Raw genomic sequence first — 15,068 nt, 5'->3', positions numbered from 1 at the left:
TCGAGCCGCTGATGACCCACCCCGGCACCCTCGTCCTGATCCTCGCGGCGTCCGTCCTGGCGCCTCTGCTCGTCTACGCCTCGGGCCGCCACATCAGGGTGCCGCTGGTCATCTTCGAGATCGGACTCGGCATTCTGATCGGTCCCGACGTCCTCGGCTGGGCCCAGCCCGACAAGGTCGTCGACACCCTCGCCGACCTCGGACTGTCCATGCTGATCTTCCTGGCCGGCTACGAGATCGACTTCGCGGCGGTACGCGGTGACACGCTGCGCCGCTCCGTGTGGGCGTGGCTGGTCTCGCTCGCGGTGGGCATCGGGGTGGCCTTCCCGATCAGCGGCGGGGACGCCTACGAGGCGTTCGTCATCGGCACCGCGCTGACCAGCACGGCGCTCGGCACGGTCCTGCCGATGCTCCGCGACAGCGGCCAGCTGCGGGGCCGCTTCGGCACCGTGATGTCGTCGTTCGGCGCGGTGGGGGAGTTCGGCCCCGTGGTCGCCGTGGCCCTGTTGTTCAGCGGCCGCCGTCCGGGGGAGTCCGCGGCCCTGCTCGCCGCGTTCGGTGTGATCACGGCCGGCGCCGTGTTCTGGGCGCTGCGCCCGAGGCCGCCGTGGTTCGCCCGGCTGACCGAGCGGACCCTGCACAGCAGCGGGCAGTTCGCGGTCCGTTTCGTGATGCTGCTGCTGGCCTGCATGCTGGGACTGGCCGAGGTCTTCGGTCTCGACGTGCTGCTCGGCGCGTTCGCCGCCGGTGTCCTGACGCGTCTCGTCCTGCACCGAGCCGCGCCCGAGAGCAGCGAAGAGGTCCTGGGCAAGGTGGAGGCCATGGGATTCGGCTTCCTGGTGCCCCTGTTCTACGTGGTCACCGGCATCGAGTTCGACCTGCACGCGCTGCTGCACGACCTCGGGGCCCTGCTGCTCGTGCCGGTGTTCCTGCTGCTCGTCGTGCTGGTGCGCGGCGGCCCGGTCTACCTGCTCGCTCCCCGCGACCTCACGCGGCCGGACCGGGCCGCGCTCGCCCTCTTCGCGTCGACGTGCCTCCCGCTCGTCGCGGCGATCACGACCATCGGCGTCGACCAGAAGGTGCTCGGCTCGGACGCCGCCGCGGCGCTGGTGGGCGCCGCGATGATCTCGGTCCTCGTACTCCCGCTGCTGGCGATGCGGGTGCGGTCGTCCACCGGACCCACGGCCCGCGAGGAACCGGACCTCGGCACGGCGAAGGACGCGGAGACGTGGTGAGGGGGGTAGGCGTTCGCGCGCGAACTCAGGCCAGATTCATCCCCGCCGCACGGACGCACGCAGCGGCACGGTCGGGCGGCCCTTGGGTCTACGGATTCTGCCGGTCGGTGCCGTACCGGGCGAGCATCGTCTCCACGGCCTCGTCGACGGCGTAGCCCGTCTCCCGCGCGCCGGGGTCCCAGTCGGTGAGCAGCATCCGGGGCCACAGGACGAAGTTGGCGATCATGCCGAGGAACTGGTTCGCGGCACTCTCCGCGTCGGGCACGCGGGCGGTGCCGGCCTCGTCCTCCGCCTGTAGGTAGAGCCGCACGGAGTCGAAGTAGGGCAGCTTGCCCAGCTGGAACTGCATCGTGCCCAGCTCGGGCAGGCGCGGCAGCTCGGCGATCACGATCCTGAACAGGGCCGTCATGCCGGGCCGGCCCATCAGCTCGGCGTACTGGCGGCCGATGACCTCCAGCCCCGCACGCAGGTCGCCCGCCGGGGGCCGGGCCGGTGCCTCGCCGGACCCCTGCTGCCAGGACTCGGTCACGATGGCCTCGAACAGGGCGGCCTTGGTCGGGAACTGCTTGAACAGCGTCGACTTCGACACGGAGGCCGCCTCGGCGATCCGGGCCAGCGACGTCCCCCCGTATCCCCGTTCCAGGAACAGTGCGGTGGCGGACGAGGTGATCGCTTCCCGCTTCTGCTGAGCCAGCCGACGGTGGTGGTCGGAGAGTCCTTCTGCCATGAGGACAGTATGCCTGGGTGGCGAGGCGAGTCACTTGACTCGCCTCTGGGGTGACCCTACGGTGAAAGAGGCGAGTCGGTCGACTCGCAGCCCGCGCCGTGGCAGTGAGCCCGGCGGGCTCTTTCCTTTTTCCGCCCGAGGAGTCGTTGCATGGACAGCAAGAAGATCGCGCTGGTGACCGGTGCCAACCGGGGGCTGGGCCGCGGTACGGCGGTGGCGCTGGCGCAGCGCGGGGCCAGGGTGATCGTCACGCACCGGGGCGACGAGGCGGGGGCGCGGGAGACCGTTGAGGCGGTGCGGGCGGCCGGGTCCGCCGCCCTCGCGCTGCGTCTCGACATCAGTGACGTCGATTCGTTCCCTCTCTTCGCGGCAGAGCTCGGCGACCATCTGCGGCTCTGGGACGCCATACGGCTCGACATCCTGGTGAACAACGCCGGGGTGGGGATCTTCGGCCCCTTGGAGCAGGTCAGCGTCGCGGACTTCGACGCGATGATGGATACCAACGTTCGCGGCACGTTCTTCCTCATCCAGGCTCTGCTGCCGCTCCTTGCCGACCCCGCCGGCGTCATCAACGTGTCCAGCTCCCTGACCCGCCACACCAGCCCCGCCACCGCCGTCTACTCGGCGTCCAAGGCCGCCGTCGAGGCACTCAGCCGCACCCTTGCCCTGGAACTGGGGCCGCGCGGCATCCGGGTCAACTCCGTCGCCCCGGGGCCGACCGCCACCGACTTCAACGGCGGCGCCATGCGCGATGACACCGACATGCGAGCGGGGCTGGCGGCGCAGACCGCTCTGGGTCGCGTCGGCGAACCCGCCGAGATCGGCGACGCCATCGCCGCCCTCGCCTCCGACAGCCTGCGCTGGGTCACCGCCCAGCGCCTCGAAGTCTCAGGAGGCGCCCTGCTCTAGGTGTGCTGATCGGACGGGTTGGTGACGCGGCTGGCTGGGGTGTAGCCGCCGACGCTTTCGTATCCCGCTTCCCGCTCGCCACGGCCGGTCGGATCTGGCGGTCGTCAGTGATCGCGGCAACGACAGACTCCGGGTCTACCGCGTCGCCCCGTCCGGTGCCGGCGCCCCCTCACCGACGTGACCGACCCGTCCGCTCCCGCCGTCTTCTCCTCGAACCGGGACGAGATCAGCGACCAGCCCACCGTTTATGGCCTCGCCACCTGGACGGACCGGGCCACCGGACGCGCGTACGCCCTGGTCAGCCGCCGCGACGAAACCCGCCTCGCGCTCCTGGAGTTGCGGCCCGCCTTCGCCGGAACGGTCGGCTACCGCCAGATCCGCACCCTCGACCTGCCGTCCGCCTTCCGTCTCCCCGCCGGCACCTCCTGGACCCCGTGCGGTGAACCGGGCGAGGCCCGCAGGGCGAGGGGACGGTGGCGGACCCGGCGCACGGCTGCTCTACGCCGGACAGGAGGACGTCGGCATCTGGAGGCTGCGCGCCGAGCTCACCGGCCCACCCGTCCTGGTCGACAAGGTCAGGGAGTTCGGCGTCCCGGGCACCTATGACGACGTCACCGGGGAGTGCACCCCGGGCGCGGACCCGGGCTACGACGGCACCCGGCTGGCCGCCGACGTCGAGGGCCTCACCCTGCTCCAAGTACCGGACGGCGACGGTTACCTCATGGCCTCCAGCCAGGGCGACGACACCTTCGTGCTCTACGACCGTGGGACCGACGAGGACAACGAGTACGAAGGCGGCGTCCGGATCGTGGCCGCGAGCAGCACGTTCGACGGATCCGAGCAGTGCGACGGTGCCGCCGTCCTCAACGCCCCACTGGGCAGCCGCTATCCGCAAGGCCTGCTGGTCGTCCAGGACGGCCACGACCCCCCCGCCGTGACCGACGGCGAAGACGAGGAGCGCGAAGCCACCGGGGGCGTTTCGCCCACGAGTCGGTCGCCGTCGACCCGTAGAGCGGTGCCGTCCACGAGACCGACGACTCCTCCGCGCCGTTCGGCATGTTCCACCGCTTCCTGCCGGACGAGCCGCTCGGCGGTGCGGGCCGCCCTCGCCACCGTTCCGCGGCCCCCACCAGGGAGGAGGGGCGATCGCGCATCCCATATGCCGAACGGTGACGAAGGCGGAGTGTGCGCGAATTCCGGGCATGTCACCTCACTCCCGTAATCGGAGGGCATCACCTCGTTTCCTACGACGACGGGGTGGATACCCGGGGCGCCGACAACACGTTTTCACCCCGGTTCTCACCTTGCCGGTGACGTGGCGCCCACCGCGCCACGGCGTCGACGGCGGACTGGGCCTGGACCGAGGAGGAGGGCTCATGACCGATACGGGACGTGTGCAACAGGCGACGCAGACATCCAAGGAGGAGGTGTCCCAGACCGCTGGGCAGGTGAAGCAGGCCGCGAGTGACGTCACGTCGACGGCCGTAGATCAGGCCAGGAACGTGACGGACGAGGCGCGCCGGCAGGTCGGCTCGGCATTCGGGGACCTTCAGGACCGGGTCCGCGCTGAGGCCGACGGCCAGGTGCAGCGGCTGTCCGGAACGCTGCGGCAGTGGGCGCAGGACCTGACCGGGCTCGCCGACAACGCGCCGGGCGACTCACCGGCCCGTGCCCTGGTCGACCAGGCGGCGGGCGGCGGCCACCGGGCCGCCGACTACCTGGACAAGAGCGGTGTCGACGGAGCGCTCCAAGACCTCCAGCAGTTCGCCAGGCGCCGCCCCGGCGCGTTCCTGGGCGGGGCGGTCGCGGCCGGGCTGCTCGTCGGCCGGCTCGCGAAGGCCGGGAAGAAGGCGAGCCAGTCCGGCTCCACCGGTGGCGTACGGACGGGGCAGGGCTCCACCGCCCCGCAGTCCATAGAACCGCCTCCCCAGATGCCGCTGCCACCGTCCCAGGGGGTGCCGCCCGCGCCGGTCGTACCGCCCACCACGCCGCCGGTGCCGCCGCACCCGGGGGTGTGAGATGGCGTCGGCATACCCCCCGCCGGGGTCGCAGGGATACGGACAGGGACGGTCGGAGGGCGGGGACCAGTCGGTAGGCGCGCTGCTCTCCACGATCACCGCCGACGTGCAGCAACTGTTCCGCCAGGAGGTGGAGCTGGCCAAGGTAGAGGTCCGCGAGGAGGCCACGAAGGCGGGCAAGGCCGCGGGCATGTACGGCGGCGCCGGTTTCGCCGGCTACATGGTCGCCCTCTTCCTGTCGCTGGCCGCTGTCTTCGGCCTCGCCAACGTGATGGACGCCGCGTGGGCGGCACTCATCGTCACCGCCGTGTGGGCCGTCATCGGGGCCGTCCTGTACGCGAAGGGCCGCTCCCAGATGAAGACGGTGTCACCCAAGCCCGAGCAGACCGTCGAGACGTTGAAGGAGGACGCGGAATGGGCACGTCACCCGACCAAGTGAGGGCCGAGATCGAAGCGACGCGGGAGAAGCTCTCTCAGGACGTGGACCGGCTGGCGGACCGCACCAGCCCCTCGCGGGTCGTACGCCGCCGCACCGAGCACGTCCGCGGGGCCGTCACCGGGCTGCGCGAGCGTGTCATGGGCAGCGCCTCCACGACCGCGGGCCAGGCCACCGACCGCACCCGCCAGGCGACCCAGTCCCTCCAGGAATCGGCCGGACAGGCCACCGACACCGCCAAGCAGGCGGTGGGCCAGGCCGGTGAAGCCGTTCAGAACATGCCGGAGCAGGCGATGCGCCAGACCCAGGGCAATCCTCTCGCGGCCGGTCTGATCGCCTTCGGAGCGGGGCTGCTCGCGGCTTCCCTCCTCCCGACCACGCAGGCCGAGGAGCAGGCGGCCGCGCAGCTCGCCGACCGCGCCGACGGTGTCATCGAACCGGTCAAGCAGGCCGCGGTGGAATCGGCCCAGCAGCTCAAGCAGGACGCGACCGAAGTCGCGCAGGACGCCGCCCAGAGCGTCAAGGAGACGACGGTGGACGCGGCGCGCACCACACAGGAAGAGGCACGGGGCAAGGCCGAGCACGTCACGGATCAGGCCCGGTCCTCGGGCCAGAACATCGCCGACGAGGCCCGGCGGCCGTCCGGCGGAGGCCTGTGATCCGCTGAGCCCGCTGGTGGCGGCTCGCTTCGGAGAGACGAGTGACGCCGCGACCCATCGCGACAGGATGTCCCCGGACTGCACCCGCCCAGGGACATCCCGTCGGCGCGAACGGGCCCTGCCTACAGGGCGGCAGCGGGCACCGGCGTCGCACGAACGGCGAAGGGGATCGCCGGATCACGGGTCCCGGCTCGTGGTGGTGTGAAGACGGGAGTGAACCATCGTGAGGACCATCAAGGACCAGAGCGTTCTGCAACTCGGCGGCCACGGCAGCGTCCTTGTCCGGCAGCGCCGTGAACACGTGCAGATGGACGAGCTGATGAACCGGTACGGGGCCATGGGCGACACACGCCGACGCGAACAGATCCTGCGGCAGCTCGTCCAACTGGTTTTCAGCCACGCCTTCGCGGAGGAGAGCGTGCTGTGGCCCGCCGTACGGCGCTCGGTCCCGGGCGGCGAGGAGCTCACCGCCCGGGTCGAGGAGGAACACCAGGAGATCAACGGTCTCGTGGCCGACATGGAGCGTCTGTCCCCGGGAGATCCCGAGCGCGAGGACAAGGTGCGGCGAGCCTTCGATCTGATATGGCAGGACATCAGAGACGAGGAGGACCTGCTGTTGCCCCGGCTCCAGGACGCCATGGACGACGCGCGGCTACGGGGACTCGGCACCGCCTGGGAAGCGGTACGGAGGACCGCCCCCACCCACCCGCACCCCGTCATCCCCAGGCGCCCGCCCGGGAACGCGCTCCTGGGCGTACCCCTCAGTCTCTCCGACCGTGCCCGCGACGCTTTCGGCGTCAACGGTTCCGCTCCCGACAAGGCGCTCATCGGCGTGGGTGCTGCTCTGGCCGCTGTCACCGCCGTGGTCGTCCTGCGCAAACGGCTGTGAGACAGCGGCCGTTGACGACGCGGGTACGAGATCACCCGTGCCGAGGTCTCCCGAAGCGGACTCCGCGTGCGCCTGTGGAGCGCTGCCGCCGAGGGTAACTCACCATCGCAGCGCGGGAGTCGACAGCGGGGGAGGGGTGCGCCGTCGGAGTCACCGCCTCGGTGGAGGACAAATCATCCCACCGGGGCCGTGCGTCTCGCCCCTGCCCGCCGGTCTTTCACGATCCGTCAGCCGCTCACGGACATCAACGCAGTCGGCGAGCACGCAGCACCACGTCATCGGTGTGATGCGCGCCCGCGCCGCCATCGGGTGCCACACGTGGACGCTGCTCGTCGGCTTCGATCTCCCAGTCGTCGTCGAGCAGGGCGGAGATCATCGAGGGCCATACGTAGTCGGCGGGATCGAAGTCCCCGTCGTCCGCCTGCCGTGTCTCCATGCCGGCGTGATGCACGACCAGCAGTACGCCGCCGGGTGCGACGGCCGCGAGCAGTGCGCGCTCGGCAGCCGCATCGGGGGTGCGCAGCAGCGCCGGGTACTGCGCGGAGACCAGGTCGAACGAGCCCGGCGCGAGCGCCGCCTCCGTCAGTGCGGCGTGCACCCAGCGAACGGTGACACCGGCGTCCCGCGCGTGCCTGGCCGCCCGCTCCAGCGCCACGCCGGAGACCTCGATCGCGGTCACCTCCCAGCCCTCGCGGGCCAGCCAGACGGCGTCGGCGCCCTCGCCGCAGCCGACGTCGAGTGCCCGTCCGGGAGTGAGCCCGGCGACCTCGGCCTCCAGCGCGCCATTGGGTCGGCCGCTCCACAGTTGCTCTCGCCCGGCGTAGCGCGTGTCCCACTCCTCCCGCACCGCCGGGTCTCCGGCGTAGGTGTCGGCAGACGTCGGCAGGTCGGCCATGGTCGTTTCTCCTACGGTGTCGTCGCTCACGGACCCACGGTCGGGCAGGATGCTCCGCCCCGGCCAGTCCGCTTGCCGAACCGGCAAAACCGGGCTCGGACAGAGGTGTTGCCGGCTCGCCAGGCAAGTCCGAGTGAAGTGACGGCTCTCCGGCACCCCTTCTGAGGGCGTTCTCATCACAGAACAACGTTCATTGTTGTGAACGAGCGTGTGACGTGGTGGTGCTCCGGTATGCCGACCCGAGTCAGGTGAAGACCGGGTGCAGGTGTGGCGCCACAACGCGGATGGCGCAGCGACGGAAATCGACTGAGGGAACGCTGTTCACATTCTTGTCAACTCGGCGACGACCGCCCTATCCTCGCGGAGAGAAAGCGCTTTCCCGGTGTGTGTCGACCGCGCCGGAGAAGGTGGCCGCGGTACAGCCGTCGCAGCCCGCAAGCCGTAACCGATCCGGCGAGGGGTGGCGTGAAGGCCGGCCGCGCCGAGGTGCCGACGTGCCGGGAGTCAGGGATGGGCTCCGGGGTACGGACGCATCGCCCTGCCCGCCGTCGTGGCCACGGCGACGGGCGCCCGCACCGCACTCAGGTTCCGACCGGGACGCACTTCCTTCCCCGGGGTCGCTCCTCTCGGCGGCGTACGCCTCCGCCGCGGGCGTGTACTCCAGGGGTCCGGCATCCCATCCGCACACCGGCCGCACTTCAAGTCAGAGCTGTATCACCCGCACCACCGTTCCTCTCGCCTGGTGGCGAGAACAACACCCGCACCGGATCGGCAGATCCGAATGTGCCCTGCGTACATGACATGTGCATGGCATTTCGGTGATCTCCCCCTGCCTGCCGACCGGGCTCGGACGTGCGCGGCACCCCCGGCACGCGATTACGAAAGACGAGGCAAGGATGAGAAAGCCAGTCGCACTGCGACTCTCCGCGGCACTCGGCACGCTGGCCCTGGCGGCGGCGACAGGCGTGGTCCTGTCGATGCCCACCGCTTCGGCGGCAGCGGCCGGAGCGACCGGGTTCGCCACCCAGAACGGTGGGACGACCGGCGGCGCCGGCGGAGCGACGGTCAAGGCCACCACCGGCACCCAGATCCACCAGGCGCTGTGCAGCAGGGCCAGCAGCAGCACCCCGCTGGTCATCCAGGTCGAGGGGACCATCACCGTCGGCAACACCGCCAAGGTGTCCGGGGCCAGCTGCAACACGGCCGCGGGCGTGATCGAGCTGAAGGACATCAGCAACGTCACTCTCGTGGGAGTGGGCGGAGGTGCCGTGTTCGACCAGATCGGCATCCACATCCGCCAGTCCAGCAACATCATCGTCCAGAACGTGACCGTGCAGAACGTGAAGAAGTCCGGCTCGCCCACGTCCAACGGCGGTGACGCCATCGGCATGGAGACCGACGTGCACAACGTCTGGGTCGACCATGCCACGTTGGTCGCCTCGGGAGGTGAATCGGAGGGTTTCGACGGCCTGTTCGACATGAAGGACAACACCAAGTACGTGACCTTGTCCTACAGCATCCTGCGCAACTCCGGCCGTGGCGGGCTCGTCGGTTCCAGCGACAGCGACCTCGCCAACGGGCCCGTCACCTTCCACCACAACCGGTACGAGAACATCGATTCCCGTACGCCCCTGCTGCGCGGCGCCACCGCGCACATCTACAACAACTACTACGTCAGCCTGAACTCGTCCGGCATCAACCCCCGCGCCGGCGGCAAGGCCAAGGTCGACAACAACTACTTCAAGGACTCCAAGGACGTCCTTGGCACCTTCTACACGGACCTGCCCGGCTACTGGCAGGTCAGCGGCAACATCTTCGACAACGTGACCTGGTCGGCCCCTGGGGAGGACAACAACCCGGCCGGCCCGAACCCGACGTCGAACACGACCGTGAGCATCCCCTACGCCTACACCCTGGACGGCGCGTCCTGCGTACCGTCGATCGTGACCGCGACGGCGGGCGCCAACAACGGCCTGAAGGTGTCGGACGGCAACTGCACGCCGACGACGCCCACTCCCACCCCGCCGTCGTCGCCGACGCCCACGCCCACTCCGACGCCCACGCCCACGCCGATCGGGACCAACCTGAGCATCGGCGCCGACTCCGACGGCTCCAGCAAGGCGAGCGGGACCAGTTACGGCAACGTCCGTGACGGAAACACCAGCACCTACTGGTCGCCGGCCGGCTCGACCGGCTCCATCTCGATCAAGTGGGGCTCCGCGACGACCATCTCCAAGATCAACATCAAGGAGGCCTCGGGCGCCACCGGCAACATCGGCTCCTGGCGCGTACTCAACGGCGACACCGGGTCCGTGCTGGCCTCGGGCAGCGGGGCGGGGGTCGTCTCCTTCGCGTCCACTTCGCTGAAGAAGGTCACGTTCGAGATCACCTCGTCGAGCGGGACGCCCAAGGTGGCCGAGTTCGAGACCTACGCCTGACCGGAACGGCGTGACCCGGCCGGCCGCACAAGCGGCCGGCCGGAGCCGCTCCTGACCTGCTCTTGTGGGCCGGGGCGCCGCGTGTGGGCTCTGTTCTGGTCCCTCGGATCCAACCGACGAAACGACTGAAGCTTCAGGATTCGATGGGCAGTAGCTGGACCAACCCGACCCTGTAGCCGTCATGTTCGGTGTGAGGGGCTCGCACCCTCCAGCGACCGGTGGGTAGTGGGACCGCTGCCTGGGCGGGCATTCCGCCGCCTGGATATTCGATGTTCAATTCGGAGCCGGCTTCGGCTGAGTCCATGAGCACGGCCGGCCCGTCCGCCACCCAGGTGCCGCACTCCTCCCAACTGGTCGCTGAGTCGGCGAGTACGGCGTCCGCCGCAGTCCTCAGACCGGCTTCGGAGTCAGCGGCCAGCCATCTCAGGAACGTCCGGTGTTCAGGCAGATAACGGGTGGTGGCAGGCTCGTCCGCCAGCACCAGTGCCTGTTCACCATTCGGGCCCGCCGTGATCACGCCAGCCAGATCCGCCACCGCGCAAGCCCGGTCGTAATCGTCCGGGGCACTGGCGTCTCCGGCCGTGACCCCGGATTCCGTACATCCGCGCCAGGCAGCCAAAGCGCCGACGGGAATGACGATCAGGGGCCCACCCATCGACTCCACCCAGGTGGATGGGGTGCGGGATGCGTCGGTTGCGGCGGGTGAAAGGGTGCTCCTGCCGTCAGTGTGCCCGCACCCATTGACATGCCGGCCGTGGCTGCCTGCCTCCTACAGATAAGCGACGCAACCTTCACGGAATCCAGGTGTCCCTTTCAGCCTGGCCCAGTCCCGTGCCATCCACACCTCAGGAGAGGGCAGTTGGTGCGACCGGTGTTGTTGGTGGATGTCGACGGGCCGTTGAATCCGTATGCCGCGAAGCCGTACCGGCGACCCGAGGGGTATGAGACGCACAGGCTGCTGACGCCGAACTGGGAGGCCGCTGAGCGGCGGCGGCTCACTGAGTTCGGGTTGCCGGACAAGGCGGTGAAGCCCCTGCGGGTGTGGCTCGACCCGCGCCACGGCCCGGCGCTGACGGCGCTCCCCTTCGACCTGGTGTGGGCGACGACGTGGGAGGACGAAGCCAATGACTTCATCGCGCCGGTGCTGGGGCTGCCCCGACTGCCGTTCATCTCCTGGCCCGCACAACGTCCCGAGCCCGCGGACGGCGTGTTCTGGAAGACGCCCGCGATCGTCGCGTGGGCGAAAGGCCGGGTGTTCGCATGGATCGACGACGAGATCACCGAGGCCGACCGCACCTGGGTGCTGGACCACCATGACGGTCCGGCCCTGCTTCACCGAGTGGACCCCCGAAGCGGCCTCGTCGATGAGGATTTCGACGTGTTGGGCGCTTGGGCGGCCCAACTCGGTTGAACGGCACGACCGTTGGCCGCTCGTTCATTCGCCTTGGTTGAGTTGTTGCCGCGTCGCGTAGGCGTCCGGACGGTAGCGGCTTGAAATGTGGGGCGGCGTGGAGGGTGGCGCAGTCGGTGCTCAACCGCTGCTGAGGGACACCGCCCCTCACGTCGTCTCGGCGTGCCGGCCGCGGTCTCCGAGTGGGCGTTCCAGGGCCAGCCTCGTAACGCGTCGCCAGTCGGTCTCCGCGGCGCTCCGTGGCGTGCCGGGGCGATGGCGTGGCACGCGGACCCTGAGTGCTCCGGGGGCGCTGCGGCACACGACCGGTGCGGGCAGCACGGTGTGCTCGCCGTCGATGCCGACCGAGAGGGTGCCGGTGTCCGACTCGACGACGACTTCCTCGGCGTTGAGGCGGATGAGTCCCTCCGTGCCGCCGGCGCGCGGTCCGCGCACCAGGGTCGCCGCCTGGGCGGCGTTGTCGACTCGTACGCACACCACGCCCAGCTGTCCCGAGTCCAGCCGCTTCCTGCGTCCGGGGTGGGCCGCGTCGACGGCACGCCCGTACGGGTTGTTGCTGACGAGCAGTGCCTGGAGCCCCTCGGAGCGTGTCCGTCCGGCCCGCATCCGCAGCCGGGGTGCGTCGGCGCCGGTGAGGAGACCGGGCAGGGCGCGCAGGATCGTCTGCGTCTTCGCGTCGCGGTACTCGGGGTCGGCGACCACGGACGCGTACGTCCCGAAGGAGGCGTTGTTCACGAAGACGCGGTCCGCGGCGTAACCGAGGTCGACGCGGAGTTCCACGGCGTCGGTCAGGGCCTCCAGAGCTCGGGGCGGGTCGTCGCGGTCCAGTCCGAGGTCGAGGGCGAAGTGGTTGCGGGTACCCACGGGCACCACCACGAACGGCAGATCGTGCTGGGCGGCGACCTCGGCCACCAGGGCCTGGGTGCCGTCGCCGCCCGCCACCGCCAGCAGGTCGGCACCGTCGGCGACGGCCTGCCGCGCCAGCTCGGACACGTCCTGGACGCCCTCCAGCAGGGTCACGCGGCAGCCCGCCTCCCGGGCCTTCTCCACGAGGTGGAAGCGGCCCACCTTGCCGCCGCCCGAGCGCGGGTTCATGAGAATCCAGGGATGGCGTGCGGGCTCGGTCACCAGGTGTCCGGTCGCGTCGCGCCCCGGTGCCAGGGCGACACGCGCGGCCGTGGCGGCGAGTGCCCACAGGCCCAGCGACAGGAAGGCGGCCCACAGGATGCCGGCCGCCGCGTACAGAGCGAGCACGGCGGCGGGCGCGGCCAGTGACAGGGCGACTCCGAGGACGCGGGCCACGCCGGTGTGGGCGAGGGCCCACCACACACCGGCGACACCGAGTGCCAGCCCGGCGAGACCGACCAGCAGCCACAGCACGCTGCGCAGGCCGGCGGTGACGAGCGGCACCAGGACGGCGGCCAGCAGGGCGAGCAGTGCGAGGCGAGCCCATCCGGCACCTCGGTGCCGCGAAGTCCCGGCCGTGCGTGGACTGTTCATGGGAACCGTGCCGTTCGTTCCACGTGCGCGCCCTTCCTGTCCGCGGCCGCCCGGCGAGCGCGTGCCGTCAGGCCGAGTCGAGGTGGTCGTCCCCGCGTACCGCGCACAGGGCCCAGATGACGAACCCCGAGATCGCGATCATCACGACCGACCAGACCGGGTAGTACGGCACGGAGAGGAAGTTGGCGATGATGACGAATCCGGCGATCACCACGCCGGCGACGCGGGCCCACATCGTGGCCCGAACCAGCCCGAGGCTGACGACGACGGCCAGCGCGCCCAGTACCAGGTGGATCCAGCCCCAGCCGGTCAGGTCGAACTCGAAGACGTAGTTGCGTGTGGTGAGGAAGATGTCGTCCTCGGCGATGGCCATGACGCCCCGGAGGATGTCGAGCACTCCGACGATCATGAGCATGACGCCCGCGAAGACCGTCAGTCCGCCTGCCCACGCCTGCTTCCTCGGGTCGGCCTGCCGTGTGTGTGTCGCGCTCATACCGCTGCCTCGTTTTCGTGTCGTCGGACACCTGCTCAGCGTGCGGAGCCTGCGGCTGTCGCGCCGCCTGGGTGCTGGGACGGACCGTGTCCCGACAGCACCAGTTCCTTCGCCCTGCGGAACTCCTCGTCCGTGATGGCTCCGCGGTCGCGGATCTCGGCCAGCCGGGCGAGCTCGTCGACGCTGCCGGTCCCGGGCGTGGTGCCCGCCGCCTGCCTGATGTAGGCGTCGAAGTCGGCCTGCTGTGCGCGTGCCTGGGCCATCTCGCGACGGCCCATGTTCTTGCCGCGTGCGATGACGTAGATGAAGACGCCCAGGAAGGGCAGCAGGACGGTGAGGACCAGCCAGCCCGTCTTCGCCCATCCGCTCATCGCGTCATCACGGAAGATGTCGATGACCACGCGGAACAGCAGGATGAACCACATGATCCACAGGAAGAACACGAACATGCTCCAGAAGACGCTCAGCAAGGGATAGTCGTACGCCAGGTACGTCTGCGCGCTCATCTCGCCCTCCGTTCCCGGCGCCTCCGCCGGCCGACCTGTGTGGTGTTCTCAGCGTGGCCTCGGCGGGTGCCTGTCGACCTCACCCGGCGCGGGTGACTCCGGGTGCGCCCGACGGCCCGCGTCCCCACCGCCGGGACGGTGCCAGGACGCGGACGCGGCGCGGTACCAGTCCGAGGAGGCCACGTACTCGCCCAGCGCGAGGCCGGAGACCGCCACGAGGAACACGGCGATCAGCCAGGACAGGACCGTGAAGACGGGCCCCAGCGGGCCGAACTCCCGCAGGCTGCGTTCCACGGCCGTGGGCATGAACAGGGCGGCGGCCCAGCTCAGCACCACGGTGCCCGTGCCCGCCAGCAGCGCTCCCGGCAGCAGGTTCCGCCAGCCGATCCGGCCGCCGAGCAGCAGGTGCTGGGACCACCACCACAGCAGCGTCGCCGACAGCAGCGCCAGCACCCACCCGATGACCGCACGGCCGCCGAAGCCGCTGCGCAGCGGCGCCTGGACGAGGAGGACGGCCAGCCAGACCACCAGCCACAGCAGCCAGCGCCAGACCGCGGCGCGGATCGGCGCGCGTGGCAGGTGCCAGCACCGCTCGCACACCGCTTGGAGCGCCCGGCTGAAGGCCGTGGCCGACACCAGCGTGACGATCACACCCAGGGCGCCGACCGCGTCGCGTGTCGTGCCGGTGGCGGCGAAGGCGCGACGCACCTCGTCGAGGGTGTCGCCGCGCACTCCGAGAACCGTACGCACGGAGTCGGCCAGCAGGTCCTGCACGCCCGCGGGGGCGAACGCCGCGACGGTCATCAGCAGCGGCAGCGCGGTGATGAAGGCCTGCGCCGCCAGCCGCACGGCGCCCTCCACGACGTTGAGCGCCGACAGGCGGGTCAGCAGCCGTGCCGCCTGACCGGACCGCAGGCCCGCCGCGACCCGCTCCACCGCCATGCGTCTACGG

General features: G+C 70.5%; 15 protein-coding genes and 1 pseudogene. 9 read left to right on the top strand and 7 right to left on the bottom strand.

Annotation, left to right across the window (positions count from 1 at the left end; translation table 11 throughout):
- The first annotated feature begins 11 nt into the window (after positions 1-11).
- Entirely contained in the window at positions 12-1,235 is a 1,224-nt protein-coding gene (locus tag ACZ4VA_RS20540; RefSeq protein ID WP_468082315.1) for a cation:proton antiporter, read from the top strand.
- Between the two features lie 88 nt (positions 1,236-1,323).
- Here the strand turns inward: ACZ4VA_RS20540 and ACZ4VA_RS20535 are convergent, their stop codons facing one another.
- On the bottom strand, positions 1,324-1,962 hold the full coding sequence (locus tag ACZ4VA_RS20535; RefSeq protein WP_389391540.1) for a TetR/AcrR family transcriptional regulator: 639 nt from the start codon (positions 1,960-1,962) through the stop codon (positions 1,324-1,326).
- Between the two features lie 150 nt (positions 1,963-2,112).
- Here ACZ4VA_RS20535 and ACZ4VA_RS20530 point away from each other — a divergent pair, with 150 nt between their 5' ends.
- From ACZ4VA_RS20530 to ACZ4VA_RS20505, 6 genes and pseudogenes are all read left to right on the top strand, one after another.
- Positions 2,113-2,871 (top strand): SDR family NAD(P)-dependent oxidoreductase, encoded by a 759-nt coding sequence (locus tag ACZ4VA_RS20530; protein ID WP_468082314.1) that lies wholly within the window; start codon positions 2,113-2,115, stop codon positions 2,869-2,871.
- Between the two features lie 82 nt (positions 2,872-2,953).
- Positions 2,954-3,844 (top strand): annotated as a pseudogene (locus tag ACZ4VA_RS20525) (phytase); the annotation flags it as partial.
- Between the two features lie 403 nt (positions 3,845-4,247).
- Complete coding sequence (locus tag ACZ4VA_RS20520) at positions 4,248-4,889, top strand: hypothetical protein (protein WP_355779727.1); 642 nt, start codon at positions 4,248-4,250, stop codon at positions 4,887-4,889.
- A 1-nt stretch (position 4,890) separates the two neighbouring features.
- A complete protein-coding gene (locus ACZ4VA_RS20515) occupies positions 4,891-5,328 on the top strand; it encodes a phage holin family protein (RefSeq protein WP_468082313.1) in 438 nt (145 codons plus the stop codon).
- Entirely contained in the window at positions 5,304-5,984 is a 681-nt protein-coding gene (locus ACZ4VA_RS20510; protein WP_355779733.1) for a DUF3618 domain-containing protein, read from the top strand. Before ACZ4VA_RS20515 ends, ACZ4VA_RS20510 begins: the two co-directional genes overlap by 25 nt.
- Positions 5,985-6,207: 223 nt before the next feature.
- Positions 6,208-6,873: a hemerythrin domain-containing protein gene (locus ACZ4VA_RS20505; RefSeq protein WP_468082312.1), complete on the top strand. Its 666-nt coding sequence runs from the start codon at positions 6,208-6,210 to the stop codon at positions 6,871-6,873.
- A 244-nt stretch (positions 6,874-7,117) separates the two neighbouring features.
- Here the strand turns inward: ACZ4VA_RS20505 and ACZ4VA_RS20500 are convergent, their stop codons facing one another.
- Complete coding sequence (locus ACZ4VA_RS20500) at positions 7,118-7,768, bottom strand: class I SAM-dependent methyltransferase (protein WP_356169974.1); 651 nt, start codon at positions 7,766-7,768, stop codon at positions 7,118-7,120.
- A gap of 896 nt (positions 7,769-8,664) precedes the next feature.
- On the opposite strand from ACZ4VA_RS20500, the gene ACZ4VA_RS20495 reads away from it, so the two are divergent.
- Positions 8,665-10,206, top strand: a complete 1,542-nt coding sequence (locus ACZ4VA_RS20495) for a pectate lyase family protein (RefSeq protein WP_468082311.1) — start codon at positions 8,665-8,667, stop codon at positions 10,204-10,206.
- A 133-nt stretch (positions 10,207-10,339) separates the two neighbouring features.
- On the opposite strand, the gene ACZ4VA_RS20490 is transcribed toward ACZ4VA_RS20495, so the two are convergent.
- Complete coding sequence (locus tag ACZ4VA_RS20490; protein ID WP_468082310.1) at positions 10,340-10,870, bottom strand: Imm21 family immunity protein; 531 nt, start codon at positions 10,868-10,870, stop codon at positions 10,340-10,342.
- 195 nt (positions 10,871-11,065) lie between these two features.
- Between ACZ4VA_RS20490 and ACZ4VA_RS20485 the strand changes: the two genes are divergently transcribed.
- Positions 11,066-11,617, top strand: coding sequence for a hypothetical protein (locus tag ACZ4VA_RS20485; protein ID WP_468082309.1), 552 nt, complete (start codon positions 11,066-11,068; stop codon positions 11,615-11,617).
- Positions 11,618-11,764: 147 nt separating this feature from the next.
- Here ACZ4VA_RS20485 and ACZ4VA_RS20480 read toward each other — a convergent pair whose 3' ends face one another.
- From ACZ4VA_RS20480 to ACZ4VA_RS20465, 4 genes are all read right to left on the bottom strand, one after another.
- A complete protein-coding gene (locus ACZ4VA_RS20480) occupies positions 11,765-13,117 on the bottom strand; it encodes a diacylglycerol/lipid kinase family protein (RefSeq protein WP_468082308.1) in 1,353 nt (450 codons plus the stop codon).
- A 67-nt stretch (positions 13,118-13,184) separates the two neighbouring features.
- On the bottom strand, positions 13,185-13,610 hold the full coding sequence (locus tag ACZ4VA_RS20475) for a DUF7144 family membrane protein (protein ID WP_388904882.1): 426 nt from the start codon (positions 13,608-13,610) through the stop codon (positions 13,185-13,187).
- A gap of 35 nt (positions 13,611-13,645) precedes the next feature.
- Complete coding sequence (locus ACZ4VA_RS20470; RefSeq protein WP_356169911.1) at positions 13,646-14,116, bottom strand: SHOCT domain-containing protein; 471 nt, start codon at positions 14,114-14,116, stop codon at positions 13,646-13,648.
- Between the two features lie 48 nt (positions 14,117-14,164).
- The gene (locus ACZ4VA_RS20465) at positions 14,165-15,058 is read right to left on the bottom strand and encodes a YhjD/YihY/BrkB family envelope integrity protein (RefSeq protein ID WP_356169914.1); all 894 of its coding nucleotides are present in this window, start codon (positions 15,056-15,058) and stop codon (positions 14,165-14,167) included.
- Between the last annotated feature and the right edge of the window lie 10 nt (positions 15,059-15,068).

The sequence above is a fragment of the Streptomyces sp. NPDC028308 genome, assembly GCF_055565855.1.
The sequence above is the reverse complement of the archived record's forward strand: the minus strand, read 5'-3'. Positions and strand labels throughout refer to the sequence as shown.